The sequence below is a fragment of the Leisingera sp. UBA4491 genome, assembly GCF_002388965.1.
Lineage (GTDB): Bacteria > Pseudomonadota > Alphaproteobacteria > Rhodobacterales > Rhodobacteraceae > Leisingera > Leisingera aquaemixtae.
The window spans coordinates 1-26,586 of the sequence record NZ_DGNN01000021.1 but is presented as its reverse complement, the minus strand read 5'-3'; the positions used below and the strand labels follow the sequence as shown (position 1 = coordinate 26,586).

The following is a 26,586-nucleotide window of genomic DNA, read 5'->3' as shown; positions in this document are numbered from 1 at the left end:
CACTGCGGGGTAAACACAAGAAAAGGGACGCACCCGATGAAACGCATGGTTTCCGCTTTGGCACTGACTTCTGCCCTCGCCGCCCTGGCCGGCCCCGCGCTGGCCCAGCAGCAAGGCGACTGGACCGTTGGTGTTGGTATCGCCAACGTCAACCCGAAATCCGGCAATGGCACCCTGGCTGGCGCCGCCGCGGATATCGACGATGGCACCGCGCTGTCGCTGACCGTTGAATACTTCTTCCGCGACAACTGGGGTGTCGAGCTGCTGGCGGCCTCGCCGTTTGAGCACGACATCCGCCTGAACGGCGCTTTTGCAGCGTCCGCCAAGCAGCTGCCGCCGACCCTGTCGGTCAACTACCACTTCCCGACCGCCGGCAAGGTCAAGCCGTTCGTGGGCCTGGGCCTGAACTACACCACCTTCTTCGAGGAAGAGACCGCGCTTGGCACGCTGGACCTTGACGACAGCTTTGGTGTGGCGGTCAACGCCGGTGCCGACTACCAGATCTCCGACAATGGCGCGCTGCGGTTCAACGTGCGCTGGATGGACATCGACACCGACGCGACCCTGAACGGCGCCAGCATCGGCACCGCAGAGATCGATCCGGTTGTCGTGAACTTCGCTTACGTGCACCGCTTCTGATCCTAAGTGACCTGGTTCCGGTCTGGCGGCTGACCTCGTGCCGCCAGGCTTGTTTCAAACCCCGCGCCTCCCTCGGAAGCGCGGGGTTTTCTTTTGTTACATGGTGCCCATCAGCTCGCGGCCGATCAGCATCCGCCGGATCTCGCTGGTGCCTGCGCCGATTTCCATCAGCTTGGCATCGCGGAAGATGCGGCCGACCGGGTTGTCGGACAGGTAGCCCGCGCCGCCGAAGGCCTGCACCGCCTGATGCGCCTGGGTCATCGCCACCTCGGAGGCATAAAGGCAGCAGGCCGCCGCGTCCTGGCGGGTCACGGTTCCATTGTCGCAGGATTTCGCCACTTCATAGACATAGGCCCGGGCGGAGTTCATCGCCGTGTACATATCGGCAATCTTGGCCTGCATCAGCTGGAAGTTCCCGATCGGCTGACCGAACTGCTTGCGCTCCGCCATGTAGGGCATCATCTCATCCATGCAAGACGCCATGATGCCGAGGCCGATGCCCGCCAGCACCACACGCTCATAGTCCAGGCCGGACATCAGAACGCGCACGCCCTTGCCCTCTTCGCCCAGCACGTTCTCGAACGGGACTTCCACATCCTCGAACACCAGTTCAGCCGTGTTGGAGCCGCGCATCCCCAGCTTGTCGAAATGCTTGGAGGTGGAGAAGCCCTTCATTTCCTTTTCGATCAGGAACGCAGTGATCCCCTTGGAGCCCGCCTCCGGATCGGTCTTGGCGTAGACCACCAGCGTGTCGGCATCCGGGCCGTTGGTGATCCAGTACTTGTTGCCGTTCAGGCGGAAGTGATCGTTGCGCTTTTCGGCACGCAGCGACATCGACACCACGTCAGAGCCCGCGCCCGCCTCGGACATTGCCAGCGCGCCAACATGCTCGCCCGAGATCAGCCGGGGCAGGTATTTCTGCTTCTGCTCGGCGTTGCCGTTCAGCTTGATCTGGTTGACGCACAGGTTGGAATGCGCGCCGTAGGACAGCGAGACGGAGGCCGAGGCCCGGGCGATTTCCTCCACCGCGACGGTGTGGGCCAGATAGGACATGCCGGCGCCGCCGAATTCCTCCGGCACTGTGATGCCCAGCAGGCCCAGCTCGCCCATCTCCTGCCAAAGATCGGCAGGGAATTCGTTTTTCTGGTCGATCTCCTGCGCCATCGGCTTGACGCGGTCCTGCGCCCAGCGGTGAACCATATCGCGCAGGGCGTTAACATCCTCACCAAGATCAAAACTCATGCTTGCGTTGAACATCCCGCAGATCCTCCAGGGCACAGCCGATTATATGAACAGTTGTTCAATTCAATAGACGACCACATGATTCGCGTCAATCGCATTGACCCCGGGTGCTGGTGCGCGCACGAAAACGGGCGGCCCGTCAGGGCCGCCCGCAATCAGACAGTATCAGGAAAATCAGCGGACTACGTGGATCACGGTGCGGCTGTCCGCCTCCACCAGAACCGGCAGGCCGTTCAGATAAACGTAACGGAAGTTCGAGTCCGGGATGTCTGTCAGCTGGACTTCTTCCGGGATGATCACGCCAGTCACCACTTCGCCCTGCACATAAACCGGTTCGGTCGCGTTGGTGCGCACATAGGTCACCACTTCCTCGTCCGGCACAGCTGCTTCACCTGCGGCAGCCCCGGCGATCGCGCCGGCAACAACCCCGGCCGGGCCTGCAATCAGACCGCCAGTGATGGCACCGCCGATTGCCCCCAGCGGCGCATCGGCTTCACCGGTGTTTTCATAGGTCACGGTGGTGACTTCGACCGGGCTGTCCTTGGCGACAACCGGAATGTATTTCTCGGTAACGGTTTCGGTCAGATACTCGCCATAGGCCCAGCCTTCGGCACCGTCATAGCCGACCTTGCACCAGTTGCTCTGCTCAAGGCAGCCGTCCAGTTTGACAGCACCGTCTTTGGAGATAACACCGATGATTTCGTGCTGCGGTCCGGGGCCTGCGCGCAGGTTCAGGTCGGTCACGGCCTGCACTTGGGCGCCGGCCCAAACCGGTGCAGCCAGCAGGGCCAGGGCAGATGCGGTCAGGGCGCGTTTCGGCGTAAACATAGTAGTCTCCTCTTCCATTTCCTGTCTGCGGCGCCTCAACGCGCCGTTGAGCAGGAGTAACTCCACCGGCGGAAAAAGGTTCCATGGATCCTTCCCCGCTTCTGCGCGTAAGTAATGATAAGGCGGGCGCACCCCGCACCGCCCGATAGAATCAGGAGATTTTCATGAAACGTTTGAACCGCGCCCTGGCTGCCGCATTCTGTATGCTGAGCCTGCCCGCCGCCGCCGAGGAGATCGGCCAGATCGGGGTCGACTGGGTCGGCAATGACATTGTGATCGAGGCGATCTCCGACCCCAAGGTCGAAGGCGTCACCTGCCACATCGCCTATTTCGAGCGCGGGCTGATCGACCGCCTGTCCAAAGGCAACTGGTTCGAGGATCCCTCCAACGCCTCGCTGGCCTGCCGCCAGACCGGGCCAATCACGCTGGGGGATATCGACCGCAGCGATGACGGCGAGGACGTGTTCCGGGAGTCCCGGTCCATCATCCTCAAGTCGCTGCGGGTCAAGCGCCTGTTTGATGAAGCCAACCAGACGCTGATCTACGTCGCCCACGCGGCTGAGCTGACGGACGGCTCTGCCAAGGTCTCGATCTCGACCGTGCCGCTGTATCAGCCCGACTGATAAACGGCGGAAACCTCGGCGCGGATGATCCGGGCGATCTGGGCGCAGTCCTCCAGGCTGAAGGTCAGCGGCACCCGCATGTCGATGATGCCTGCCAGGATGCGGTCGCTTTGCGGCAGCCGCGGGGTGTCCGCATAGCGCCAGCTGTCATAGCGGGAGGTGAAGGCCACTGGCTCCGGCGTGCCGAACCATTTCAGTTCCACCCCGCGGGCGGCACAGCGGCGGACAGCCTCCTGCACCGCGTCTTCGCTCCAGTCCAAGAGCAGGAACTGGATGGAGGAGCCGACATAAATCTCCTGCTTCGGCCGCTCCACAACCGTCAGGCCGGGCGTGCCGCGCAGGCCGTCCTCCACCGCGCGGTAGCGGTCGTTCCAGCGCGCCACCTGGGTGTCCAGATCGCGCAGCTGCGGCCGCAGGATGGCGGCGCGCAGGTTGTCCATCCGGCCCGAGATGTTCGGGGTCTCGTATTTCACCCGCTCGAACACCTCCGGTCCCGGCGCGGCCAGGTGGCGGCCGTAAAGCATGTAGGAGCCGGACATCATGATGGCGCGGGCGGCGATTTCGTCGTCATCGGTGACAAGCAGCCCGCCCTCGCCCGAATTCACATGTTTATAGGTCTGGCAGGAATAGCAGCCGGCCGCGCCATGGCGGCCCGACAGCACCCCATTCCACGAGGCGCCCATGGTGTGGGCGCAATCCTCGATCACGGTGATGCCTGCCGCATTGCAGATCTCCATCAGCCGGTCCATGTCGCACAGATGCCCGCGCATGTGCGACAGCATCAGCACCTTTGCCTGATCCGCCTTGGCGGCAAGGTCATCCAAGTCGATCGTCAGGTTTTCGGTCACCTCGACAAACAGCGGCTCCGCCCCGACGGAGGCGATGGAGCCCGGCACCGGCGCCAGGGTGAAGGCGTTGGTCAGCACCTTGTCGCCAGGCTTTACCCCGACCGCCCGCAGCGACGTCGCCAGCGCATAGCCGCCGGACGCCACGGCCAGGCAGTATTTCGCGCCCATCTGCGCCGCGAACTCCTGTTCGAGCAGCGCGGTTTCCCCCGCCTCGCCCTCGGCCACGTTGTAGCGGTGCAGCCGCCCGTGGCGGAGCACGGCCAGCGCAGCCTCGATGGCGTCTTCGGGGATGGGTTCCTGCTGGGTGAAAGACCCGGTAAATGTCTCGCTCATGCGGCGTTTGTGAGCCGCGGGCGGTCAGTGGTCAAGAGGCAAGCCGGACAGACGGTTTTCCCGGAACTGAGTTACGGGATCACGCAATCAGCCGCTCTGCGACGTCCAGAAGGTCCTCGAACCGGTGCAACAGCGCCTCGGGCTTGAGCGCGCCCATGTCATCGCCGGAGGGGCCAAAGGTCACCAGCACTGACGGCACGCCCGCATTGGCGGAAGTGCTGCGGTCAGTGTCGCTGTCGCCCACCAGCAGGGTGCGGGCCGGATCACCGCCTGCGCGGCGGGCGGCCTCGAACAGCGGCGCGGGGTCGGGTTTGCGCACCGGCAGCGTGTCCGCCCCGACCAGCGAGGCAAAGGCGTCACGCACGCCCAGGCTGCGCATCAGCTGATCCGCCAGCGCCTCGGGCTTGTTGGTGCAGATCCCAACGCCAAAGCCTGCGGATTTCAACGCCTCCACCGCGGCCATCGCGCCCGGATAAAGCACGGTGTGATGGTCGATGGCATCCCGGTACGCCTCCAGCAGCACCGGGTAGAACTCATCCACCGTGGCCGGGTTGAACTGACCGGCCCGTTTCAGGCCTGCGGTCAGCATCGTGCGGCCGCCGCGCAGGGCAATGCCTGCATCGCCGGGATGGCTCAGCACATCGCCCAGCCCCATCTGCCGGAAACAGAAATTGGCCGCGGCCAGCAGATCGCCCGACGTATCCGCCAGCGTGCCGTCCAGATCGAAGATAACCGTCCGCATTCCCTGCCCTTTCGGCACTTTTCCGCCGCCGCATGTTGCAGGCCGCAATCTAGTTTGATGGCGCCATCCCTTGCGCCCCGCCTGTTAGCGGATAAAACGGGAGCGCTAAAAAGACAAAGAGAAAAGCGATTATGAGCATTGCCCTTGTCATCCTGGCGGCCGGAAAAGGCACGCGGATGAACTCCGACCTCCCCAAAGTCCTGCACCCGATCGCCCAGGCGCCGATGCTGGAGCACGCGATGGCCGCAGGCCGGGCGCTGGCGCCGGAGCGCACCATCATCGTGGCAGGCCACGGGGCAGAGGCAGTGCGCGCCGCAGTGTCAGAGATCGACGAAGAGGCCGAGGTCGTCCTGCAGGAAGAGCAGCTGGGCACCGCGCACGCGGTCGATCAGGCCCGCGCCGCGCTGGACGGGTTCGAGGGCGATGTGGTGGTGCTCTATGGCGACACGCCTTTTGTCAGCGCCGAAACCCTGGAACGCATGGTCGAGGCCCGCCAGCGCGCCGATCTGGTGATCCTGGGGTTCGAGGCCGCCGACCCGGGCCGTTATGGCCGTCTGGTGATGGATGGCGACAGCCTGGAGCGGATCGTCGAGTTCAAGGACGCTAGCGAGGCGGAGCGCGCCATCTCCTTCTGCAATTCCGGCCTGATGGCTGGCAAAGCCAGCGCAATCTTTGATCTGATCGCCAAGGTCGGCAATGAGAACGCCTCCGGCGAGTATTACCTGACCGATCTGGTCGAGCTGGCCAGGCACGAGGGCTTGAAGGTGACCGCCGTGTCCTGCGACGAGGCGGAGACGCTGGGCGTCAATTCCCGCGCCGAGCTGGCACAGGCCGATGCGCTGTTCCAGGCGCGCGCCCGGGCAGAGCTGCTGGACCTGGGCGTCACCCTGATGGCGCCTGAAACGGTTTACCTCGCTTTTGACACCTTTATCGGCCGCGACACGGTGATCGAGCCCAACGTGGTTTTCGGCCCCGGCGTGACGGTGGAAAGCGGCGCGCTGATCCGGGCGTTCTCGCACCTGGAGGGCTGCCACGTCAGCCGCGGCGCCAAGGTCGGTCCTTATGCCCGCCTGCGCCCCGGCGCGGAACTGGCGGAGAACACACACATCGGCAATTTCGTCGAAATTAAGAACGCCGAGATTGCCGAAGGCGCCAAGGTGAACCACCTTAGCTATATCGGCGATGCCTTTGTCGGCGAGGCGGCCAATATTGGCGCAGGGACGATCACCTGCAACTATGACGGGGTGATGAAGCACCGCACCGAGATCGGTGCCCGCGCCTTTATCGGGTCGAACACCATGCTGGTGGCCCCGGTCCGGATCGGCAATGAAGCGATGACGGCGACCGGCGCGGTGGTGACCAGGAATGTCGAAGACGGCGACTTGGCCATTGGCCGCGCCGAACAAACCAACAAACCGGGCCGCGCGCGCAAGCTGATGGAGATGCTGCGCGCCAAGAAGGCCCGATTGCAGAAGGGAGCCAAGTGATGTGCGGAATTGTCGGCGTTCTCGGTAATCACGAAGCCGCCCCGATCCTGGTCGAGGCGCTGAAGCGGCTGGAATACCGCGGCTATGACAGTGCGGGCATCGCCACCGTGAACAACGGCACCCTGCGCCGCCGCCGCGCGGTCGGCAAGCTGGTGAACCTCAGCGACCTCCTGGTGCATGAGCCGCTGGCCGGCAAGTCCGGCATCGGCCACACCCGCTGGGCCACCCATGGCGCGCCGTCGGTCAGCAACGCCCATCCCCACCGCGCCGGCGCGGTGGCCGTGGTCCACAACGGCATCATCGAAAACTACAAGGAACTGCGTGCAGAGCTTTTGAACTGCGGCATGGAGTTCCGCACCGAGACCGACACCGAAACCGTTGCCCTGATGACGGAACGGTATCTGAAAGAGGGGCTTACCCCCGTTGATGCGGCCTTTACGACGCTGAACCAGCTGGAGGGCGCCTTTGCACTCGCGTTCTTGTTTGACGGCGAGGAGGATCTGATCATCGCCGCCCGCAAGGGCTCGCCACTGGCGATCGGCCACGGTGACGGCGAGATGTTCGTGGGCTCCGACGCCATCGCACTGGCACCGCTGACCGACCGGATCACCTATCTGGAGGAAGGCGACCGCGCTGTTGTCACCCGCGCGGGCGCGGAAATCCGCAACGCGCATGGCGACATCGTGAACCGCGAGACCAAAACCATCCAGATCGACGCCGCTCAGGTCGACAAGGCCGGCCACAAGCATTTCATGGCCAAGGAAATCGCCGAGCAGCCGCAGGTGATTGCCGAGGCAATCCGCCATTACCTGCCGGTCGAGGAAGACACCGTGCGGCTGCCCGGAGAGGTCGACTTCTCTCAGGTTGATCGGCTGACCATGGTGGCCTGCGGCACCGCCTATTACGCCTGCGTCACCGCGAAATACTGGTTCGAGCAAATCGCCAGGCTGCCGGTTGAAGTCGATATCGCCTCGGAGTTCCGCTACCGCGAGCCGCCGGTCCCCGCCAAGACGCTGGCGCTGTTCGTGTCCCAGTCGGGCGAGACCGCCGACACCCTGGCCGCCCTGCGCTATTGCCGGGAAAAAGCGGACAAGATCCTGTCGGTGGTGAACGTCCCCGAAAGCTCCATTGCGCGGGAAAGCGATCTGGCGCTGCCGATCTTTGCTGGGCCGGAAATCGGCGTCGCCTCCACCAAGGCCTTCACCTGCCAGCTGACCGTGCTCTTGGCGCTGGCGCTCAAGGCGGCCTGCGACCGCGGGCACCTCTCGCCCGAGGACATGGCCGGTTACGCCACCGCCATCCGCGGGCTGCCCAACGTGCTGTCCGCCGCGCTGGAGCAGAACGAGGCGATCCGCCAAGCCGCGCAGAAGGTCAGCGAGGCCCGCGACGTGCTGTTCCTGGGCCGCGGCCTGATGTATCCGCTGGCGCTGGAAGGCGCGCTGAAGCTCAAGGAAATCAGCTATATCCACGCCGAAGCCTATGCCAGCGGCGAACTGAAGCACGGCCCCATCGCATTGATCGACAAGAACATGCCGGTGGTGGTGCTGACGCCGCGGGACTCGCTGTTCGACAAATCCGTCTCCAACATGCAGGAAGTCCTGGCCCGCAAGGGCAAGGTTCTGATGATCTCCGACCAGGACGGGATTGACGAGGCCGGCGACGACGTCTGGTGCGCAATCCGGATGCCGAAGGTCAAGGAGGCGCTGTCGCCGATCCTTTATGCCATTCCTGCACAGCTCTTGGCCTATCACACCGCGGTTGCCAAAGGCACCGACGTGGACCAGCCGCGCAACCTGGCGAAATCGGTGACGGTGGAGTGACCAGCGTGACACTGCAGGAGGCGCTGGCGCAGCTCAAGGCCCAGGCGGAACCCGGCCGGGCAGAGCAGATGGCCGCCTACCACAAGCAGAGCCGCGAAGTGCTTGGGGTGCCCAACCCGGCCACCAATGACCTGACCAAATCTTGGCGGCAGGCCCTGACCACTGAGGAGCGCGTCTCGCTCGCGCAGGCGTTGTGGGATAGCGATGTCTTCGAGGCCCGCATTGCCGCTGCCAAGCTGCTGACCCAAGCCCGGATCAAGGACGACGCGGCCGTCTGGGATCTGCTGCAATCCTGGGTGCCGGACTTCGACAGCTGGGCGATTGCCGACCACGCCTGCTCTGCCATCGCCAAGCGCCTGCAGGCAGAGCCTGCGCGGCTGGATACGGTGGAGCGCTGGACGCAATCTGATCACATGTGGACCCGGCGCGCCGCGCTGGTGGCCACCCTGCCCTGGGCCAAGATGAATAACCTGAAACCGGCGGATCAGGAAGCGCGCGAGCGTGTTCTGGGCTGGGCGGCCGGCTACGTGCCGGACCGGGACTGGTTCATTCAAAAGGCCATCGGCTGGTGGCTGCGCGACCTCAGCAAGCATGACGCCGCCCACACCCGCGCCTTTCTGGACGCGCATGGCGCTCAGATGAAAGCTTTTGCCCGCAAGGAAGCGGCGAAATACCTGAAACACGCCTAGGCCTGCCAGGGTCCCGCCCGGCAGCCGCCGGGCAGCGCACGCCCCCGCCCCAAGAGGGCGGGCGCTCCCCCTTCCGGGAAAACAGAGCTCAGCCCGCGGGCAGGACCTGCACCTCGGCCAGCTCGGTCAGCGGCAGGCCCAGCGCCCGCATGGCGCTGATCGACAGCCGGCTGCTGCCCGTGTCCGTGCCCGGCACGGGCTTCAGGGTGACCACCGCCTCGGTGTTGCGGCTGGTCCGGATCAGCGCCTGCTGCTCCGCCGCCACCAGCGGGGTCTCCATCCACATCCCCGGAACCGAGGGATCGCCCAGCGACGCCACCGTGGTGGCGGAGCCGCGGAATGACGGCGCAGAAGAGCCCGCAGGCGCTGCCGGATCCGCCTCTGCTGTATCAATCCCGGGCACAGGCTCCAGCACAGGGTCCTGCGGCTCAGCCACCGCCGGCCTGTCCTGCCCGTTCAGAACGGAAGAATTCAGCTGGATGCCCTCGCAAGCCGCCAGCAGGGAAATCGAAGTAAGGGAAAGGATTATCATACGCATAGGCAAACCCTAGCTTTGCGCGAAACTCTTTGCCAGACACAAAAGCTGTCCCCCCTTGCCGCGGGCGGTGCCCCGCTTTACCTAGGAAGCATGACGGCACCGCTTATCGACCCCTTCGCCCGCGCAATCACCTACCTGCGCGTCTCGGTCACCGACCGCTGCGATTTCCGCTGCGTCTATTGCATGTCGGAAAACATGACCTTTTTGCCCAAGAAGGACCTGCTGACGCTGGAGGAACTGGACCGGCTGTGCTCCACCTTCATCCGGCTGGGTGTCGAGAAGCTCAGGATCACCGGCGGCGAGCCATTGGTGCGCCGCGGCATCATGACCTTTTTCCAGGCGATGAGCCGCCATCTGGACACCGGCGCGCTGAAAGAGCTGACGCTGACCACCAACGGCTCGCAGCTGGTGAAATACGCCGACGACCTTTACGCCGCCGGGGTGCGCCGGGTGAATATATCGCTCGACACGCTGGACGAACAGAAATTCGCCGATGTCACCCGCTGGGGCCGCCTGCCGCAGGTGCTGAAGGGGATTGATGCGGCACAGAACGCGGGCCTCAGGGTCAAGATCAATGCCGTGGCGCTCAAGGGCTTTAACGAGCAGGAACTCCCCGCCATCACCCGCTGGTGCGCCGAGCGGGACATGGACCTCACCTGGATCGAGGTGATGCCAATGGGCGAAGACATCGGCAATATGGAGCGCATCGGCCAGTACTGGTCGCTGAAGGACGTGCGCGCGGAGTATGAAAACCACTACACCGTCACCGATCTGGCAGAGCGCACCGGTGGCCCGGCCCGCTATGTGCGGCTGGAGGAAACCGGCCAGAAGATCGGCTTCATCACCCCGCTCTCCCATAACTTCTGCGAAAGCTGCAACCGGGTGCGGGTCACCTGCACCGGCGAGATCTACACCTGCCTCGGCCAGGAAGGCAAAGCCGACCTGCGCGCGCCGCTGCGCGCCAACGAGGAAGGCGCTGGTGTGCTGGAGGCCGCCATCCGCGCCGCCATCGGCGACAAGCCCCGCGGCCATGACTTCGACTATTCGCGGCAAGACGTCGGCGGCAAGATGTCCCGCCACATGAGCCACACCGGCGGCTGACCATGTCCAGGACCGCCCCAGCGCGCGCGACGCTGCTCTATTCCCTTTACTGCGGCGCCAGCGCGCTGATCGCCCCCTTTGCTTGGCGCAAGGTCGCGGGCAAGCTGCGCGACTATGGCCTGCCGGAAGACCGCGTGCGCGAACGCCTCGGCCATGCCTCCCTGCCGCGCCCGGCCGGGCGGCTGATCTGGTTCCATGCGGCTTCGGTCGGGGAAAGCCTGTCGGTGCTGACCCTGATTGCCCGCATGGGCGAACAGGCGCCGGATGCTGAATTCCTGATCACCTCCGGCACGCCCACGTCGGCTGAGCTGATCGCCAAACGGATGCCGCCGCGCTGCCGCCACCAGTTCCCGCCCCTGGACACCGCTGCCGCCGTGGACCGCTTTCTGGCCCATTGGCGCCCGGATCTGGGTGTGTTTGTCGAAAGCGAGCTGTGGCCGCAGATGCTGGTGCGCGCCCGCAAAACAGGCTGCCCGCTGGTGCTGCTGAACGCGCGGCTCTCGGACAAATCGGTCGCGGGCTGGACAAAACGCCCGGACACCGCGCGGTTCATCCTGGATCAGTTCGATCTGCTGGTCACTCAGAACCGGAAGACAGCTGCGAACCTCAAGGCGATGGGAGCCGCCCCGGACCGCATCCGCCCCGGCAGCAACCTCAAGGCCGTCTCTGCGCCGCTGCCGGTCGATCAAGACACCCTCGCCAAGGTGCGCGGCAGCATTGGCGAGCGCCCGGTCTGGGTCGCCTCCTCCACCCACGAAGGTGAGGAAGAAACCGTGCTGGAGGCCCACAAGGCGCTGCAGAAACAGCACCCCGGTCTCTGCCTGCTGCTGGCCCCCCGCCACCCGGAACGCGGCGGCAAAGTGGAGGCGCTGGTCAAACAGGCGGGCCTCAGTTGCGCGCGGCGCAGCAAGGGCGTTCTGCCCGGCACCCAGACGCAAGTCTATTTGGCCGACACGCTGGGCGAGGTTGGCACTTGGTACGCGCTCTGCCCGCTGGTGTTCCTGGGCGGCTCCTTGCGCGACATCGGCGGCCACAACCCGTTTGAGCCGATGCAGGCGGGCGCCGCGGTGATCTCCGGCACCGGGCACTACAATTTTGCCGAGACCTATGCAGAGCTGACCGCCCTTGGCGCCGCGGCGGAAGTACGCACAGCGGCGGAACTGGCAGGCCAGGTTGCCGAATGGCTTGAGAAGCCGGGAGCTTTCCAGTCCGCCCGCGATGCGGCTGCGCAGTTCATCTCCCGGCAGTCGGATCAACTGGACACAACGGTGGACGCCCTGCTGGCGCTTCTGCCCCATGAAGGAGGCTGCGATGGCTGAAGTGGACGCCCGCACGGTTGAAGTCATCGCGCCGAACTTCAAACGCCGCCTGTCCGGCGTCACCTCCACCATCGTGCGGCTGGTGCCGCTGCAGCGGCGACACATCGCCATCGCCACCGCAGGCAGCGGCCTGCCCGCAGATATGCCGCATTTGTCAGCGGCGCAGCTTGTGTTCATGAGCCGCAACGGCCCCGCAGGCGCCCGCGTCTGGCACGCCCGGCGCAATGTGGAAATGCTGGGCGGACTGGCGCTGAAATACCTCTTGGGCAAGCGGCTGAAGCTGTTGTTCACCTCCGCCTCGCAGCGCCACCACTCGGATTATACCAAGTGGCTGATGTCCAGGATGGACCGGGTGATCGCCACCTCGGCCAAGGGCGCGGCCTATCTGGAAAAGCCCGTGCAGGTGGTGCATCACGGGATCAACACCGAAGAATTCTCCCCGCCCGCCGACAAACCGGCGCTGCGGCGCGAGCTGGGCCTGCCGGAAGACGCCATCCTGATCGGCTGCTACGGGCGGATCCGGGCGCAAAAAGGCACCGATGTCTTTGTCGACGCCATGCTGGAGGTGCTGAAAGCCCATCCCAGGGCGGTCGGCCTGGTGATGGGCCGCGCGACGGAAAAACACGTTGCGTTCGAAAAGGAACTGCGCGCCAGGGTCGAGGCTGCCGGCCTCTCCGAGCGGCTGCTGTTCCCGCCGGAGGTGCCGGTTTGGGAGGTTTCCCGCTGGTATCAGGCGCTGGACCTCTACGTCGCGCCGCAGCGCTGGGAGGGGTTCGGCCTCACCCCGCTCGAAGCGATGTCCTGCGGCGTGCCGGCGGTGGCCACCCGCGTCGGCGCTTTTGAGGAGCTGATCGCGCCCGGCGAGACCGGCCTGCTGATCGACCCCGGCGAAACCGGGCAGATGGTGGCGGCCATCAACGACGTGCTGTCCACCGAAGGCCGGCTAGCAGAATGGTCCGTGGCCGCTCGCAAGCACGCCATGACCAACTTCGCGCTGGAGAAGGAGGCCGAGACTCTGGTCGCCATCTACCGCGAGATGCTGGAGCACTGACCCCTGCGCCATAGCGCAACCTGATCCCTCTTCATCTGGCTGTAAATATCCTCGGGGGTGAATTGAGCCGCAGGCTCAAGAGGGGGCAGACAGCCCCCTCCCCTGCACCGTTTAAGCCGCCGGCATCCGCTGCTCGACGATCTCCGCCCACCAGCTGCAGCCCGCCGGAATGGCCTCGTCGTTGAAGTTGTACTCCGGGTGATGCACCATCGCGGTGTCGCCGTTCCCCATCAGGATATAGGCGCCGGGGCGCTCTTCCAGCATGAAGGCGAAATCCTCGCCGCCCATCACCAGCGGCGCATCCTCGCAGGAGCCGGAGACACTGGCCGCCACCTTGGCGGCAAATTCCGTCTGCTCCTCGTGGTTCACCATCACCGGATACCCGCGGTTATAGGTGACATCGGCAGTGCCCCCGAAGGTTGCCGCGATGCCGGTGCAGACCTCTTTGATCCGCTTTTCGGCCAGGTCGCGCATGTCCTTGGACATGGTGCGCACAGTGCCCTTGATCTGCACCTTCTGCGGGATCACGTTGAACGCCTTGGAGGAGGTCTCGAAGGACGTCACCGAGACCACAATCTGATGCACCGGATCGGCATTGCGCGACGCGATGGTCTGCAGCGCCAAAACTGCCTGTGCAGCCAGAACAGTGGTGTCGATGGTCTCATGCGGCTTGGCGGCATGGCCGCCGCGGCCCTCAAACGTGATGTCGAACTGGTCGGTGGCGGCGAAGAAAGATCCGGGGCGGATGGCAAAGGTGCCCAGCGGCTGGCCCGGCCAGTTGTGCAGGCCATAGACTTCCTGCACGCCCCAGCGGTCCATCAGCCCGTCGTCGCACATCACCTTGGCACCGCCGCCGCCTTCCTCGGCCGGCTGGAAGATCACCACCACGGTGCCGTCGAAATTGCGCGTTTCCGACAGATACTTGGCGGCGCCCAGCAGCATCGCGGTGTGGCCGTCATGGCCGCAGGCATGCATCGCGCCGGGGGTCTTGGAGGCGTAGTCCAAGCCTGTCTGCTCGTGGATCGGCAGCGCGTCCATGTCAGCGCGCAGGCCGATGACCTTGCCGGAGCTGTCCGCCTTGCCCCTGATCACGCCGACAACCCCGGTGCGGCCGATGCCTGTCACCACCTCGTCGCAGCCGAAGTCTTGCAGCTTCTCCGCCACCAGCGCGCTGGTGCGGTGGGTTTCGAACAGGATTTCCGGGTTTTCGTGGATGTCACGGCGCCAGGCGGTGATTTCATCCTGCAGTTCGGCAAAGCGGTTCTTGACCGGCATTTCTCACTCCTTTGGTTGTCTGTCCCCGCAGCCTCAGGCCGCGGGCATTCTTCGTTCCACCAGCTCGGCGAACCAGCTGCATCCCAGCGGGATCGCTTCGTCATCAAAGACATAGGCCGGGTGGTGGCACATCTGGGTGTCGCCGTTGCCAAGGAAGATATAGGCGCCGGGGCGCTGCTCCAGCATGTAGGAGAAATCCTCGGACGGCATGATCGGCGGGGTCACGGCGTTCACTTTGGCCGCGACCGCCTGCGCCGCCTCCACCGCGTGGGCGGTGCCGTTTTCATCATTTATTGTAACAGGATAGCCCGGCACCCATTCGACCTCCGCCGTGGCGCCAAAGGCCGCAGCTGTGCTTTCGGCAACCCGGCGCACCCACTCCTCGGCCTGAATGCGGTATTCGGGGTCCAGCGTGCGGACGGTGCCTTGCAGCCTGGCGGTATGGGCAATCACGTTTGACGCCGTGCTGTCGGTTTCAAAGGTGCCGACGGTCAGCACCACCCGTTTCACCGGGTCCACATTGCGCGAGACGATGGAATGCAGCGAGACCACGATCTGCGAGGCCGCCAGCGTGGTGTCAATTGCCTCATGCGGGGCGGCGGCGTGGCCGCCCTTGCCGGTGACGGTGATGATGAATTCGTCCGAGGACGCCATCAACGGGCCCGGTCGGATGGCAAATTCGCCGACCGGCAGGCCCGGCATGTTGTGCAGCCCATAGACCTCCTGAATGCCCCAGCGGTCCATCAGACCGTCGTCGCACATCGCCTTGCCGCCGGCACCGCCTTCCTCCGCGGGCTGGAAGATCAGCACTGCCTTGCCGTCGAAATTCCGTGTCTCTGCAAGGTACTTGGCCGCCCCCAGCAGCATCGACGTATGACCGTCGTGGCCGCAGGCGTGCATCACGCCCGGCATCTTGGAGGCATAGTCCACACCCGAGGCTTCGGGGATCGGCAAAGCGTCCATATCGGCACGCAAGCCGATGGCGCGGCCGGAGGTGTTGGTCTTGCCCTCGATCACCGCCACCACGCCGGTCTGGCCGACGCCGGTGGTGATATCGGTGATGCCGAACGCCTTCAGCCGCTCCACCACAAAGGCGGCGGTTTCATGCACCTCGTACATCAGTTCGGGGTTCTCGTGCAGGTGATGGCGCCAGGCGGTGATCTCCTGGTGCATCTCGGCAAAGCGGTTCTTGGCCGGCATATTCCCCTCCCTTTTATGTTTCAGGTTCCGTTGCGGCAGACTGTCCGCGAAAAAACTTAGCTTCGCAAGTATCCGGTGCCGCCGGGACGCGGCGCGACCCGCCAGAGCGGGGGTGGCATGCGTGCACCCCCTGTGCACCGTCTGTGCACCGCCTGGCATCAATCTGCGCATCCTGCGCCCGGTTTCAAGGTACGCGCAGCTTAGGCCCGCAGCTTCTTTACCAGCCCGCGCATGAAGCTGTGGCCCGCGTTGAACTGCGCCACGGTGATGTACTCGTTCGGCTGATGCGCTTGGGCGATGTCGCCGGGGCCGCAGATGACGGCGGAGTAGCCCGCCTGCTGGAACTGCCCCGCCTCGGTGCCGTAGCTGACCACATGGGAGCCGTTGTCGCCGGTCAGGCTGCGCACCAGCGCCTCCGCGGCGCCGTCCTGTTCCGGCACCAGGCCGGGGACGTCGAAATGCTTGGACACGTCAATACGGGCCTCCGGATGGACGGCCTGCATCTCTGCCTCCACCTCACGGACCTTGGCGAGATAGGCGGCCTCCCAACCGGCAGGGTTCTCCCCCGGCACCACCCGGAAATCCATCATGAAGCGGCAGTCCTTGGCAGTGATATTGTGGGCGGTGCCGCCCTCGATCATGCCGACGTGGCAGGTGCTCCAGGGCGGGGTGAACATCGCCTGCACCTCCCCCGGCTCCTTGGCCATGTTCTCCGTGTTTTTCTGGTTGGCCCAGTCGATCAGCCGGGCGCCTTGCATGATGGCGCTGACGCCGGTGTGCATGAGCGAGGAATGCACCTCGAACCCGACAACATGGGTAGCAAATCCAGTGCCGCCCTTGTGGCCGGTCACCGCCTTCATCATCGAAGGTTCCCCGACGATCACCGCGGAGCCCTTGGGCAGCACGGGCTGCATTGCCTCGATCATCGGCGGCGCCCCGGTGCAGCCGATTTCCTCGTCAAAGCTCAGCGCCAGTTGCAGGGGGCGTTTGACGCCTTGCTCATGTGCCTCGACCAGCGCCCAGATGGCGAGGGCATCATAGCCCTTCATGTCGCAGGTGCCGCGGCCGAAGTATTTGCCGTCCTTCTCCACCACCGTGAACGGGTCGGTGTCCCAGGGCTGGCCGTCCACCGGCACCACATCGGTATGGCCCGAGAGCACCACCGCGCCCTCTTCCCAAGGGCCAACATGGGCAAAGACCGCAGCCTTGTGCGGCTGGTCCGGGTCCACCCAGCGGTGGCTTTCAATGCCATGGGAGGACAAATAGTCCTGCACCCACTCCACCAGCGGCAGGTTGGTATCCCGGCTCACCGTCGGGAAAGAGACCAGGCGCCCCATGATCTCCAGCGGTGTCAGTTTCGCAGTCATAATCTGTAGCCCCCTGAGACGGTAAGCACCTCGCCGGTTACGAAGCTTGCCTCGTTTCCGGCCAGGAAGCGAACCGCCGCCGCTATATCGGTTGGTGAGGGCAAACGGCCCAGCGCAGTCAACTCTTCAAATTCAGCCACCAGCTCCGGCGGCCTTGGGTTATGCGGATCATTGACCGCCCCCGGAGCCACGGCATTGACCCGGATACCGCGCGCTCCCAGCTCTTTTGCCATGCCGCGGGTCCACAGTTCCAGCGCCGCCTGGCTGGCCCCGAACAGCGCGGCTCCAGCCGGAGGCAAAGTTGCATTCACCGAAGAAATCGAGATCACGGCCGCGCCAGGCGGAAGATGTGGAAGCGCGGCAGCCAGCAATCCCTGAGCGGCAAAGAGGTTTACATCGAACATTTCCCGCAGAGCAGAGTAGTCGAAAACTTCCGGACCCTCCGATGCGAAAGCACCGGCATTATTAACGGTCAGATCTATCCGGCCATAATGCTGCAGCGTGCGCTCCACCACCATCGCCGGAGCTTCCGGGTCACGGAAATCTGCGCGTACGGCCAGAAAAGTGTCGCCCTCAGGCCGGGTTTCCAAATGGGTTATCGCAACGGAGTAGTCTGCGGCCAGCGCCTGAGCGATGGCCTGCCCGATCCCGCGGGCAGCCCCTGTCACCAAGGCAACAGGCCGGTCCTGCGGTGTCGGGATCATGATCAGTAGCCGCTGTCGGTGGTCAGCACGAAATGGCCGGGCTCCAGTTCCAGATACTCCGACGGCTCCGGCTGATAGCCGACCTCATGGATGGGCGACGGGATCGGTTTGAAGTTCAGCTCTTTCTCCGACTTGCGCTGGCGCGGGTCGGCGATCGGGACCGCCTTCATCAGCGCCTGGGTATAGGCGTGCAGCGGGTTCTCGAACACGCGGTCGCGGGGGCCGATCTCAACGATGCGGCCCAGGTACATGACGCCCACCTGATGGCTGACGCGTTCCACCACCGCCATGTCGTGGCTGATGAACAGGAAGGAAAGGCCCAGTTCCGCCTGCAGCTCCATCATCAGGTTCAGGACCTGCGCCTGCACCGACACGTCGAGCGCCGAGACGGCCTCATCCGCGACGATCAGCTTGGGGTTCAGCGCCAGGGCGCGGGCAATGGCGATGCGCTGGCGCTGGCCGCCGGACATCTCGTGCGGGTAGCGGCGCATGAAGCTGCGCGGCAGGTGGACGCGGTCGAACAGGCTGGCGACGCGGTCGTGCAGCTCCGATCCCTTGGCCAGCCCGTAGTTGCGGAGCGGCTCTGCCACCTGGTCGATCAGCTGCATCTGCGGGTTCAGGGACGCAAAGGGATCCTGGAAGATCATCTGCATGTCCTGGCGCGCCTTGTGCATCTGGGAGGCGCTGAATTTCAGAACGTCGCGGCCTTCGAAATCCACCTTGCCCGACAGCGGCTCCACCAGCCGCAGGATCGAGCGGCCCGCGGTGGATTTGCCACAGCCGGATTCCCCGACCAGCGACAGGGTCTGGCCCTTGAGGACCTTGAAGGACACGTCCTCGACCGCGTGCACGTTGGAAATGGTGCGGCGCAGCAGGCCGCCCTTGACCGGAAAGCGGGTGGTCAGGTTCTGCACGTCCAGAAGCACCTCGTCGGTGCCCTTGATCGGCTCAATCTTCTGGTCCTCGACCCCCATCAGCTTCATCGGCTCGGGGTAGTGCTTGCCGCGCATTTCGCCCAGCTTCGGCACCGCCGCCAGCAATGCCTTGGTGTAGTCGTGCTTGGGGTTCTCGAAAATCTCCTCGACGGGGCCTTCCTCGACCTTGTTGCCGCGGTACATGACGACCACGCGGTCGGCCATCTGTGCCACCACCGCCATGTCATGGGTAATGAACATCACCGCCGTGCCGGTCTCGCGCTTCAGCCGGTCCATCAGCGCCAGGATCTCGGCCTGGATGGTCACGTCCAGCGCGGTGGTCGGCTCGTCCGCGATCAGCAGCCGCGGCTCGCACGCCATAGCCATCGCGATCACCACCCTCTGGCGCATGCCGCCGGACAGTTCGTGCGGGTACTGCCGCAGGCGCCGCTCCGGTTCCGGGATGCGGACCTGGCGCAGCAGCTCCAGCGCGCGTTCCTCGGCCTGGGCCTTGGACATGTTCTTGTGGATGCGCAGGCCCTCGGTCAGCTGGCGGCCGACAGTGAACACCGGGTTCAGCGCGGTCATCGGCTCCTGGAAGATCATGCCGATCTCATTGCCGCGGATCTGCTTCATCATATCCTGCTCGGAGGCGGCCAGGTCGGTCTCGCCGCCCTCCCGCCGGTTGAACAGCAGCTCGCCGCCCGCAATCTCGCCGCCGCCGAATTCCACCAGGCGCATCAGCGACAGCGAGGAAACCGATTTGCCGGAGCCGGATTCCCCAACGATGCAGACGGTTTCGCCCGGGCTCACGTCAAAGGAGACGTTCTCCACCCCGACCACCGGGCCATCCTTGGTCTGAAACTCAACACGCAGGTTTCGAATGGACGCAATGGCGTTGTCCAGCATGACGGCTTCCCTATCTTTCATTCCCCGGGCCAGCCGCGGATGGCGGCCCCAGCATCCGGAGTAAACTCTACTTTGCACAAAAATGCTCATGCAAATAATGCATAGGGTTTTTAAAATTGGAATTTGCAATTTCCCGGGAAGTGGTTTTCGATACCCGCGTGGTTGCCTGCAGAGCGTCATGCGCCGGTCTGTCCGGCAACATGTTAAGAGTGCTTAATGCCTGCAATTCCGGCCTGCGCGCAGGTGCGATTGCGACCCTTCCGCAGCCATGCGGCAAATCTCCGGGCCCGCTGCGGTCCGGCCAACAAAAAGACACAAAACGTGTCCGACAAGGAGAGTGTGATGAAACTCAAATCCCTATTGATGGGGGCCGTTGCCACGGCGGCCCTGGCGCCGGCAGCCTTTGCTGAGCGCGGGTCCGATGGCCAGGTCAACATCATCTACTGGCAGGCGCCGTCGATCCTGAACCCGTTCCTGTCCGGCGGCACCAAGGACATCCAGGCCGCCTCGCTGGTGATTGAGCCGCTGGCCCGCTATGACCCCGAGGGCAACATGGTGCCCTATCTGGCAACCGAGATCCCGACCGTCGAGAACGGCGGCGTCAGCGAAGACCTGACCTCGATCACCTGGAAGATCGCACCCGGCATCAAGTGGTCCGATGGCACCGACTTCACCGCTCATGACGTGAAGTTCACCGCCGATTACTGTATGCACCCCGAAGGCGGCTGCGCGCAGCTGACCAAGTTCGAGGGTGTCACCTCCGTCGAGCTGGTGGACGACATGACCGTCAAGGTCACCTTCGACAAGCCGACCCCCTTCCCCTATGGCCCGTTCTCCGGCGGTGAAAGCCCGATCCTGCAGAAAGCGCAGTTCGAGAACTGCATGGGCGCCCGGGCGCCGGAATGCACCGACGCCAACTTTGCCCCCATCGGCACCGGTCCGTTTGTGGTGGATGAGTTCAAGCCGAACGACGTGATCACCATGTCGGCCAACCCCAACTACCGCGATCCGGCCAAGCCCGCGTTTGCCAAGGTGCTGTTCAAGGGCGGCGGTGACGCAACCGCTGCGGGCCGCGCGGTGATGGAAACCGGCGAGTTCGACTATGCCTGGAACCTGCAGCTGGCGCCGGAAGTGATCGCCCAGATGGAAGCAGGCGGCAAGGGCAAGCCGGTTGCGGGCTTCGGCTCGCTGGTGGAACGCATCATGCTGAACCAGACCGACCCGTCGCCGGACCTGCCGGAGGGCGAGCGCTCCACCGCCAAGCATCCGCATCCGTTCCTGAAGGACCCGGCGGTCTACAAGGCGATGTCGATGGCCATCGACCGTCCGCTGCTGGTGGAAATCGGCTATGGCAAGGCCGGCAAGGTCGGCTGCAACTGGGTGCCTGCGCCTGCGGCCTTTGCGTCTGACACCTTTGACTGCTCCACTCAGGACATCGAAGGCGCCAAGGCGATGCTGGAGGAAGCTGGTTACAAGGACACCAATGGCGACGGCGTGCGGGAAACCCCGGACGGCAAGCCGATGAAGATCCTGTACCAGACTTCGACCAACGCCGTGCGCCAGGACTTCCAGGCGCTGATCAAGGAGTGGTGGAGCCAGATCGGCATCGAATCCGAGCTGCGCAACATCAACGCCTCGGTGTTCTTCGGCGGCGACCCGGGTTCGCCCGACACCTTCCAGAAGTTCTATGCTGACGTGGAAATGTACGCCAACAACTTCGACGGCACCGACCCGCAGGCCTATCTGGCCAACGGCCTGTGCGACAAGGCACCGAAACCGGAATCCCAGTGGCAGGGTGAGAACATCTCGCGCTTCTGCAACGAGGAGTTCGACCAGCTGCACGCTGAGCTGACCAAGACTGCCGGCCTTGAGGCCCGCGCCGAAATCGGCCGCCGCCTCAACGACATCATGGTCGAAAACGGCGGCATGATCCCGCTGGTGCATCGCGGCCGCCTGTCGGCGCACTCCAACACGCTGGGCGGCGTTCACCTGAACGTCTGGGACAGCGAGCTGTGGAACGCAGCTGACTGGTACCGCATCAAGTAAGCAGCGCTTGCCTCACTTGGGGCCCTGACGTTACATCGGGGCCCCTTGCCATTCAGCATTGGTTACGTTTAACCGCCTGCGCGTGACATGGATGTGAGGCCCTCCCCGCCTGCTCCGACCTTAATACAAGTTGCAAAGGCGCCTACCTGATGCTGACCTTTACAATCCGGCGGCTGATCCTGGCAGTACCAACACTGCTGTTCATCAGCCTCGTGATCTTCCTGCTGCTGGAGCTCGCCCCGGGCGACCCGATGGCGCAGGTTCCCCTGACCGTGCCCCCTGAAGTCAAAGAGAAAATGCGCGAGGCGCTTGGCCTTGGCCAGCCGATGCATATCCGTTTCTGGAAATGGCTGGTGCAGTTCTTCTGGATCGAGCCGCAGGTTCTGATCGACCACTACCTGGGCACCTCCTTCTCTGCAGGCGACCTCAGGGTGATCTCCTGGCAGACCCGTTCGCCGGTGATGGACATCGTGATCCAGCGTATCCCGCAGACCCTGTGGGTGGTCGGCACCGCCTATGTGGTCGCCATCCTGATCGCGCTGCCGATCGGCATCTATTCCGCCTACCGCCAGTACAGCTGGTTCGACCAGCTGGGAACCTTCGTGTCGATGGTGGGCTTCTCGGTGCCGCCGTTCTTCTCCGGCGTGCTGGTGATCGTGATCTTCTCGGTGCAGCTGGGCTGGTTCCCGTCGATCTATGATACCACTCATACCGTCGACAGCTGGGACAGCTTTGTCTACCAGCTGAAGCAGATGATCATGCCGGTGATGGTGCTGGCGCTGCAGATCACCGCGCAGCTCTCCCGCTTCATGCGCGCCTCGATGCTGGACAACCTGAACCAGGACTATGTCCGCACCGCCCGCGCCAAGGGCCTGAGCGAATATGTGGTGGTGATGGTCCACGTACTGCGCAACTCGATGATCCCCGTGGTCACCGTGATCGCGCTCGGCATCCCGTCGATCTTTGGCGGTGCCATCATCACCGAGCAGGTGTTCAAGGTGAACGGCATCGGCCAGCTTCTGATCGGCGCCATCCAGGCCAACGACCTGCCGATGGTGCAGACGCTCACCTTCATCTTTGCGGTGCTGATCGTGCTGTTCAACCTGATCGCCGACGTGCTGTACGGCATTCTTGACCCGAGGATCCGCTATGACTGACAAGGAACGCTTTGTGCCCGACGAAGGCATGGCGCCCGCCTCGACCGCGGTGCCCGGCGCCGGCGCGCTGGAGGAGCTTCACAACCCGCCGCGCAGCCAGTGGCAGGATGTCTGGGACCAGTTCAAATCGCACCGCGGCGCGCTGATGGGCGGGGCCCTGTTCCTGTTCATCATCCTGGCGGTCTACCTGGGGCCTTATGTCTGGGACATTGACGCCACCAAGATCGACATCCGCGCCCGCAACCAGGGCCCCAGCTGGGCGCATCCCTTCGGCACCGATCAGCTGGGCCGCGACATGCTGGCCCGGATGATGGCAGGCGGCGCGACCTCGGTTTCCGTGGGCCTGACTGCGATGCTGCTGGCGCTGTTCCTGGGCTCCTTCATCGGGGTACTGGCCGGCTTCTTCAAGAGGCTGGACGGCCCGCTGATGCGGATGACCGACCTGTTCCTGGCGCTGCCGCTTCTGCCGCTGCTGCTGGTGATGATGCTCTTGTTCCGCGAGCCGCTGAATGCGGCCTTCGGGCCGGAACAGGGGATCTTTATCCTGATCGTGGCCTCGATCGGGGTGACCAGCTGGATGCCGACCGCGCGGATCGTGCGCGGCGATGTGCTGGCGCTGAAAGAGCGCGAGTTCGTGATGGCGGCGCGCTCCATCGGCACCACCAACAGCGGGCTGATCACCCGGCACATCCTGCCCAATGTGCTGTCGCCGATCATGGTCTCGGCCACGCTGGGCATCGCCACGGCGATCATTACGGAATCCTCGCTCTCCTTCCTCGGCCTCGGCTTCCCGCCGGACTTCCCGACCTGGGGACGGCTGCTGTTCGATGCGACCGATTACCTGCAGCAGTATCCTGAGCGGGTGTTCTGGCCCGGCATGGCGATCTCGCTGACGGTGCTGAGCGTGAATTACCTGGGCGACGGGTTGCGCGATGCGCTGGATCCGCGGATCCGCGGCCGCTGAGGCGGAACGCACGCACACATTCAAATAAAAACATGCCTTCTGGCCGCTTTCCCCAAAGCGGCCAGTTTGTTTTGCAGCAGCGCTGTCCGGCAAAATCAGCATTTCGCCCGGCCTGCCCAAGCCGGAACTTCTTCCCGCCCCTGCCCTGTTTTGACCGCCGTCCGCCGCTTGCCCGGGCACGAAAAACCCGCCATTGCGGGAAAACGTTCCAAATCCGCAGCTGGAGAGCGCCATGTTCGAAACATTCGGCTTTGAAGAGACCACAGCACGGGAGGTTTCCGTCCTGTTTGCGCTTGGCATCGGCGTCCTGTTCGGCGTGCTGGCGCAGCTGACCCGCTTCTGCTTCCGCCGCGCCCTGGCTGGTGAGGACCGCCGCCAGGCCGCAGGCGTCTGGGCAATGGCCCTGGCGGTGGCCGTTGCCGGCACCCAGGCGGCCGTGGCGCAGGGCTGGATCAGCTTTGCGGAGCACCGGCTGATGGCGCAGGACCTGCCGCTCTTGGCCATCGCGCTTGGCGGGCTGATGTTCGGCGCCGGCATGATCCTGACCCGCGGCTGCGCCTCGCGTCTGCTGGTGCTGGCGGGCAGCGGCAACCTGCGGGCACTTATGGTGATGGCTGTCTTTGCCATCACGGCCCATGCCACGCTGAAGGGCGTGCTGGCCCCGGTGCGCACCGCGCTTGGCGCGGTTACCCTGCCCGCGGGGGAGCAGGTCTCCCTTGCCGCCCTGCCCGGCGGCGCACTGCTGTGGAGCGGTGTGATCGTGGCGGCAGCCCTGTTGACCGCGCTGCGCTCCGGCAACCGGGCGCCCACGCTTGCTGGCGCGGCGGCGCTCGGCCTCTTGGTGCCCGTGGCCTGGGTTGGCACCGGCTATGTGCTGTTTGACGAATTCGACCCCATCGCGATGGAGAGCCTCTCCTTCACCGCCCCTGCCGCCGACACGCTGTTCTTCGTGATCGCCTCCAGCTCCATCCCTGCGGGATTTGGCGCCGGGCTGGCCGGCGGGGTGCTGGCCGGTGCGCTGGCCGCCACGGTGGTCAGCGGCAGCTTCCAGTGGCAAAGCTTCGAAAGCCCCCGCCAGACCGGCCGTTACCTGGCCGGTGCTCTGCTGATGGGCATGGGCGGCGTACTGGCCGGCGGCTGCACCGTGGGCGCCGGGCTGGCAGGCATTCCGACGCTCAGCCTCGCAGCCTTGCTGGCGCTGGCCTTCATCGCAGTTGGCGGCCTCGGCATGAACGCCGTGCTCAGTGCAGCTTCTTCCGGATCCGCCGCACGGCCAGCCATACCAGCCCGACAACCGGCAGAGTGATCAGCGCCGTCAGGCTGCCCTTGCTGATATCCAGCGCCGTTGTTAGCGGGTAAAGCGCATAGGCGGCCAGCGACACCGCGTAATAGCTGATCGCCACCACCGACAGCCCCTCAACCGTGTGCTGCAGCCTGAGCGCCATATCGGCGCGGCGGTCCATGCTGGCCAGCAGCGCCTGGTTCTGCGCAGACCGCTCGACATCCACCCGGGTCCGGAGCAGCTCCCCTGCCCTGCGGGCCCGGTCGGCCAGCGTCTCCAGCCGCTTTTCGGTGGATTTCACCGTGCGCATTGCCGGCTCAAACCGGCGCAGCATGAATTCCGCCAGCGTCTGGAACCCCTCATACCGCGTCTCGCGCAACAGGCTGACGCGCTGGCTGACCAGGGCGTCATAGGCCCCGGTGGCGCTGAACCGGAAAGCAGAGCGCGCCGCCATCGCCTCCAGCTCGGCGGAGACCGTAAGCAGCTGCGACAAGGTCTGCTCAGCCGGTGCTGATCCGGCTGTCATCGCAACCATCATCTCGCTCAGATGGGTGTCGAGCGCGCTGATGGTCGGAGTCAGGCCGCGGGCGCGGGAGAACCCCAGCATCGCCATCGCCCGGTAGGTTTCGATCTCGCACAAGCGCTGCACAATCCGGCCGATGCGCTGGCTGCCGGTCTCCGCGTTCGGAAACACCGCAAACCGCATGTGGCCCGCCGGGTCGATGCGGAAATCGCCCGCAATCACCGCGCTGCCGTCCAGCACCTGCGAGACCACCACGCTTTCCGGCACGAACCACTCCTGCGCCAGGGTCTTGACTGCGGCGTCCGCAGGCCGGGGCTCGACCCGGAACATCGTGGAGGTAATGCGCTGGCCCGGCGCGGCGGCCAGCCATTCCGCCGGGAACACCTCAAAATCCGCCGGATCAAAGGCCCGGGTGCCGGTCCCGTCGCTGTAGACGGTATAGCTGACGAACTCGGTATGCTGTTCCCACTTCAGCATGTGGCGGCCGATCTGCGCCATATAATGAGTCGCCCCCGGCTGCGGGTGCGGCGCACCGTGGCGGTCAAGCAGATCCGTCAGATGGTGCAGATCCTGCATCCGGTCGCGGTGTTCGGCCTCATTGGGCTGTTTGACCGCCAGGTAGACCACCGTGCAGGGGCTGGACATGGCGGGGAACGGCCGGGCGTGCAGTTCGTTGGTCAGCGGATACCGCAGGGGGTGGTCCTGGATCGGGGGCATTCTTGGTCTCCGGGGCAATGCCGGTGACCATAGAACGCCCTCGTAAAGATGTACAGAAATGTTTTATTTCAATGCGTTAGGTGAATGCAATGGTATACAGGGCCGGTGTTTCTGGGGGCTCTGCCCCCGGCCTGCGGCCTCCCCCGGGATATTTTCAGCCAGAAGAAGGGTCCGGAAATTGAGAAGGCGCCCCGGTTGGAGCGCCTTTCCCTGTCTTGTTGAGCATTGACCTACTGGATCAGGCCCAGCAGCGTATCGAGGCTCTGCT

The 26,586-nt window shown here is 64.7% G+C and carries 23 protein-coding genes; 12 read left to right on the top strand and 11 right to left on the bottom strand.

The window, feature by feature from the left end:
* The first annotated feature begins 36 nt into the window (after window positions 1-36).
* A complete protein-coding gene (locus B2P87_RS11280; protein WP_141889993.1) occupies window positions 37-639 on the top strand; it encodes an OmpW/AlkL family protein in 603 nt (200 codons plus the stop codon).
* Between the two features lie 96 nt (window positions 640-735).
* Here the strand turns inward: B2P87_RS11280 and B2P87_RS11275 are convergent, their stop codons facing one another.
* Together B2P87_RS11275 and B2P87_RS11270 are read right to left on the bottom strand one after the other, a co-directional pair.
* Window positions 736-1,896, bottom strand: coding sequence for an isovaleryl-CoA dehydrogenase (locus B2P87_RS11275; RefSeq protein ID WP_141889992.1), 1,161 nt, complete (start codon window positions 1,894-1,896; stop codon window positions 736-738).
* 159 nt (window positions 1,897-2,055) lie between these two features.
* Complete coding sequence (locus B2P87_RS11270; protein ID WP_141889991.1) at window positions 2,056-2,709, bottom strand: DUF1236 domain-containing protein; 654 nt, start codon at window positions 2,707-2,709, stop codon at window positions 2,056-2,058.
* 164 nt (window positions 2,710-2,873) lie between these two features.
* Between B2P87_RS11270 and B2P87_RS11265 the strand changes: the two genes are divergently transcribed.
* Window positions 2,874-3,332: a CreA family protein gene (locus B2P87_RS11265; protein WP_286852499.1), complete on the top strand. Its 459-nt coding sequence runs from the start codon at window positions 2,874-2,876 to the stop codon at window positions 3,330-3,332.
* Here the strand turns inward: B2P87_RS11265 and B2P87_RS11260 are convergent.
* Together B2P87_RS11260 and B2P87_RS11255 are read right to left on the bottom strand one after the other, a co-directional pair.
* Entirely contained in the window at window positions 3,320-4,513 is a 1,194-nt protein-coding gene (locus tag B2P87_RS11260) for a DegT/DnrJ/EryC1/StrS family aminotransferase (protein WP_141889990.1), read from the bottom strand. The genes B2P87_RS11265 and B2P87_RS11260 overlap by 13 nt on opposite strands.
* Before the next feature lie 79 nt (window positions 4,514-4,592).
* Complete coding sequence (locus tag B2P87_RS11255) at window positions 4,593-5,255, bottom strand: HAD-IA family hydrolase (RefSeq protein ID WP_008556586.1); 663 nt, start codon at window positions 5,253-5,255, stop codon at window positions 4,593-4,595.
* Window positions 5,256-5,386: 131 nt separating this feature from the next.
* Here B2P87_RS11255 and glmU point away from each other — a divergent pair, with 131 nt between their 5' ends.
* Genes glmU through B2P87_RS11240 form a run of 3 tightly spaced genes read left to right on the top strand, consistent with a single transcriptional unit; the run spans window position 5,387 to window position 9,251 of the window.
* Window positions 5,387-6,742, top strand: coding sequence for a bifunctional UDP-N-acetylglucosamine diphosphorylase/glucosamine-1-phosphate N-acetyltransferase GlmU (gene glmU, locus B2P87_RS11250; RefSeq protein ID WP_141889989.1), 1,356 nt, complete (start codon window positions 5,387-5,389; stop codon window positions 6,740-6,742).
* Window positions 6,742-8,562, top strand: a complete 1,821-nt coding sequence (gene glmS, locus B2P87_RS11245) for a glutamine--fructose-6-phosphate transaminase (isomerizing) (protein ID WP_141889988.1) — start codon at window positions 6,742-6,744, stop codon at window positions 8,560-8,562. Before glmU ends, glmS begins: the two co-directional genes overlap by 1 nt.
* A 5-nt stretch (window positions 8,563-8,567) precedes the next feature.
* Window positions 8,568-9,251 (top strand): DNA alkylation repair protein, encoded by a 684-nt coding sequence (locus B2P87_RS11240; RefSeq protein ID WP_141892047.1) that lies wholly within the window; start codon window positions 8,568-8,570, stop codon window positions 9,249-9,251.
* 88 nt (window positions 9,252-9,339) lie between these two features.
* Here B2P87_RS11240 and B2P87_RS11235 read toward each other — a convergent pair whose 3' ends face one another.
* The gene (locus B2P87_RS11235) at window positions 9,340-9,789 is read right to left on the bottom strand and encodes a hypothetical protein (RefSeq protein ID WP_244940788.1); all 450 of its coding nucleotides are present in this window, start codon (window positions 9,787-9,789) and stop codon (window positions 9,340-9,342) included.
* A 90-nt stretch (window positions 9,790-9,879) separates the two neighbouring features.
* Between B2P87_RS11235 and moaA the strand changes: the two genes are divergently transcribed.
* From moaA to B2P87_RS11220, 3 genes are read left to right on the top strand one after another with little or no spacing between them, the layout of a single operon-like run.
* Window positions 9,880-10,890: a GTP 3',8-cyclase MoaA gene (gene moaA / locus B2P87_RS11230; RefSeq protein ID WP_058287888.1), complete on the top strand. Its 1,011-nt coding sequence runs from the start codon at window positions 9,880-9,882 to the stop codon at window positions 10,888-10,890.
* 2 nt (window positions 10,891-10,892) lie between these two features.
* A complete protein-coding gene (locus tag B2P87_RS11225) occupies window positions 10,893-12,209 on the top strand; it encodes a 3-deoxy-D-manno-octulosonic acid transferase (protein ID WP_141889987.1) in 1,317 nt (438 codons plus the stop codon).
* Window positions 12,202-13,260, top strand: coding sequence for a glycosyltransferase family 4 protein (locus B2P87_RS11220; RefSeq protein ID WP_141889986.1), 1,059 nt, complete (start codon window positions 12,202-12,204; stop codon window positions 13,258-13,260). The genes B2P87_RS11225 and B2P87_RS11220 overlap by 8 nt, the downstream gene beginning before the upstream one ends.
* Before the next feature lie 111 nt (window positions 13,261-13,371).
* Here the strand turns inward: B2P87_RS11220 and B2P87_RS11215 are convergent, their stop codons facing one another.
* From B2P87_RS11215 to B2P87_RS11195, 5 genes are all read right to left on the bottom strand, one after another.
* Window positions 13,372-14,535, bottom strand: a complete 1,164-nt coding sequence (locus tag B2P87_RS11215) for a M20 aminoacylase family protein (RefSeq protein WP_141889985.1) — start codon at window positions 14,533-14,535, stop codon at window positions 13,372-13,374.
* A gap of 33 nt (window positions 14,536-14,568) precedes the next feature.
* On the bottom strand, window positions 14,569-15,735 hold the full coding sequence (locus tag B2P87_RS11210; protein ID WP_141889984.1) for a M20 aminoacylase family protein: 1,167 nt from the start codon (window positions 15,733-15,735) through the stop codon (window positions 14,569-14,571).
* A gap of 200 nt (window positions 15,736-15,935) precedes the next feature.
* Window positions 15,936-17,102, bottom strand: coding sequence for an acetylornithine deacetylase (argE, locus tag B2P87_RS11205; RefSeq protein WP_141889983.1), 1,167 nt, complete (start codon window positions 17,100-17,102; stop codon window positions 15,936-15,938).
* Window positions 17,099-17,806 carry an SDR family NAD(P)-dependent oxidoreductase gene (locus tag B2P87_RS11200; protein WP_141889982.1) on the bottom strand — a complete coding sequence of 236 codons (708 nt, stop codon included), beginning with the start codon at window positions 17,804-17,806 and terminating at the stop codon, window positions 17,099-17,101. The genes argE and B2P87_RS11200 overlap by 4 nt, the downstream gene beginning before the upstream one ends.
* Window positions 17,807-17,808: 2 nt before the next feature.
* Window positions 17,809-19,629, bottom strand: coding sequence for an ABC transporter ATP-binding protein (locus B2P87_RS11195; RefSeq protein ID WP_141889981.1), 1,821 nt, complete (start codon window positions 19,627-19,629; stop codon window positions 17,809-17,811).
* Between the two features lie 342 nt (window positions 19,630-19,971).
* Here B2P87_RS11195 and B2P87_RS11190 point away from each other — a divergent pair, with 342 nt between their 5' ends.
* From B2P87_RS11190 to B2P87_RS11175, 4 genes are all read left to right on the top strand, one after another.
* Window positions 19,972-21,675: a peptide ABC transporter substrate-binding protein gene (locus B2P87_RS11190; RefSeq protein WP_141889980.1), complete on the top strand. Its 1,704-nt coding sequence runs from the start codon at window positions 19,972-19,974 to the stop codon at window positions 21,673-21,675.
* 149 nt (window positions 21,676-21,824) lie between these two features.
* A complete protein-coding gene (locus B2P87_RS11185; RefSeq protein WP_058287879.1) occupies window positions 21,825-22,832 on the top strand; it encodes an ABC transporter permease in 1,008 nt (335 codons plus the stop codon).
* Window positions 22,825-23,796: an ABC transporter permease gene (locus tag B2P87_RS11180; RefSeq protein ID WP_208764526.1), complete on the top strand. Its 972-nt coding sequence runs from the start codon at window positions 22,825-22,827 to the stop codon at window positions 23,794-23,796. The genes B2P87_RS11185 and B2P87_RS11180 overlap by 8 nt, the downstream gene beginning before the upstream one ends.
* A 232-nt stretch (window positions 23,797-24,028) precedes the next feature.
* Window positions 24,029-25,102: a YeeE/YedE family protein gene (locus tag B2P87_RS11175; RefSeq protein WP_141889979.1), complete on the top strand. Its 1,074-nt coding sequence runs from the start codon at window positions 24,029-24,031 to the stop codon at window positions 25,100-25,102.
* Here B2P87_RS11175 and B2P87_RS11170 read toward each other — a convergent pair.
* Window positions 25,038-26,318: a DUF3422 family protein gene (locus B2P87_RS11170; protein WP_141889978.1), complete on the bottom strand. Its 1,281-nt coding sequence runs from the start codon at window positions 26,316-26,318 to the stop codon at window positions 25,038-25,040. The genes B2P87_RS11175 and B2P87_RS11170 overlap by 65 nt on opposite strands.
* Window positions 26,319-26,586 lie beyond the last annotated feature (268 nt).

Coding starts and splice junctions, on each gene's coding strand:
- B2P87_RS11280 (WP_141889993.1), top strand. CDS start 37: ATGAAACGCATGGTTTCCGCTTTGGCACTGACTTCTGCCCTCGCCGCC.
- B2P87_RS11275 (WP_141889992.1), bottom strand. CDS start 1,896: ATGTTCAACGCAAGCATGAGTTTTGATCTTGGTGAGGATGTTAACGCC.
- B2P87_RS11270 (WP_141889991.1), bottom strand. CDS start 2,709: ATGTTTACGCCGAAACGCGCCCTGACCGCATCTGCCCTGGCCCTGCTG.
- B2P87_RS11265 (WP_286852499.1), top strand. CDS start 2,874: ATGAAACGTTTGAACCGCGCCCTGGCTGCCGCATTCTGTATGCTGAGC.
- B2P87_RS11260 (WP_141889990.1), bottom strand. CDS start 4,513: ATGAGCGAGACATTTACCGGGTCTTTCACCCAGCAGGAACCCATCCCC.
- B2P87_RS11255 (WP_008556586.1), bottom strand. CDS start 5,255: ATGCGGACGGTTATCTTCGATCTGGACGGCACGCTGGCGGATACGTCG.
- glmU (WP_141889989.1), top strand. CDS start 5,387: ATGAGCATTGCCCTTGTCATCCTGGCGGCCGGAAAAGGCACGCGGATG.
- glmS (WP_141889988.1), top strand. CDS start 6,742: ATGTGCGGAATTGTCGGCGTTCTCGGTAATCACGAAGCCGCCCCGATC.
- B2P87_RS11235 (WP_244940788.1), bottom strand. CDS start 9,789: ATGCGTATGATAATCCTTTCCCTTACTTCGATTTCCCTGCTGGCGGCT.
- moaA (WP_058287888.1), top strand. CDS start 9,880: ATGACGGCACCGCTTATCGACCCCTTCGCCCGCGCAATCACCTACCTG.
- B2P87_RS11225 (WP_141889987.1), top strand. CDS start 10,893: ATGTCCAGGACCGCCCCAGCGCGCGCGACGCTGCTCTATTCCCTTTAC.
- B2P87_RS11220 (WP_141889986.1), top strand. CDS start 12,202: ATGGCTGAAGTGGACGCCCGCACGGTTGAAGTCATCGCGCCGAACTTC.
- B2P87_RS11215 (WP_141889985.1), bottom strand. CDS start 14,535: ATGCCGGTCAAGAACCGCTTTGCCGAACTGCAGGATGAAATCACCGCC.
- B2P87_RS11210 (WP_141889984.1), bottom strand. CDS start 15,735: ATGCCGGCCAAGAACCGCTTTGCCGAGATGCACCAGGAGATCACCGCC.
- argE (WP_141889983.1), bottom strand. CDS start 17,102: ATGACTGCGAAACTGACACCGCTGGAGATCATGGGGCGCCTGGTCTCT.
- B2P87_RS11200 (WP_141889982.1), bottom strand. CDS start 17,806: ATGATCCCGACACCGCAGGACCGGCCTGTTGCCTTGGTGACAGGGGCT.
- B2P87_RS11195 (WP_141889981.1), bottom strand. CDS start 19,629: ATGCTGGACAACGCCATTGCGTCCATTCGAAACCTGCGTGTTGAGTTT.
- B2P87_RS11190 (WP_141889980.1), top strand. CDS start 19,972: ATGAAACTCAAATCCCTATTGATGGGGGCCGTTGCCACGGCGGCCCTG.
- B2P87_RS11185 (WP_058287879.1), top strand. CDS start 21,825: ATGCTGACCTTTACAATCCGGCGGCTGATCCTGGCAGTACCAACACTG.
- B2P87_RS11180 (WP_208764526.1), top strand. CDS start 22,825: ATGACTGACAAGGAACGCTTTGTGCCCGACGAAGGCATGGCGCCCGCC.
- B2P87_RS11175 (WP_141889979.1), top strand. CDS start 24,029: ATGTTCGAAACATTCGGCTTTGAAGAGACCACAGCACGGGAGGTTTCC.
- B2P87_RS11170 (WP_141889978.1), bottom strand. CDS start 26,318: ATGCCCCCGATCCAGGACCACCCCCTGCGGTATCCGCTGACCAACGAA.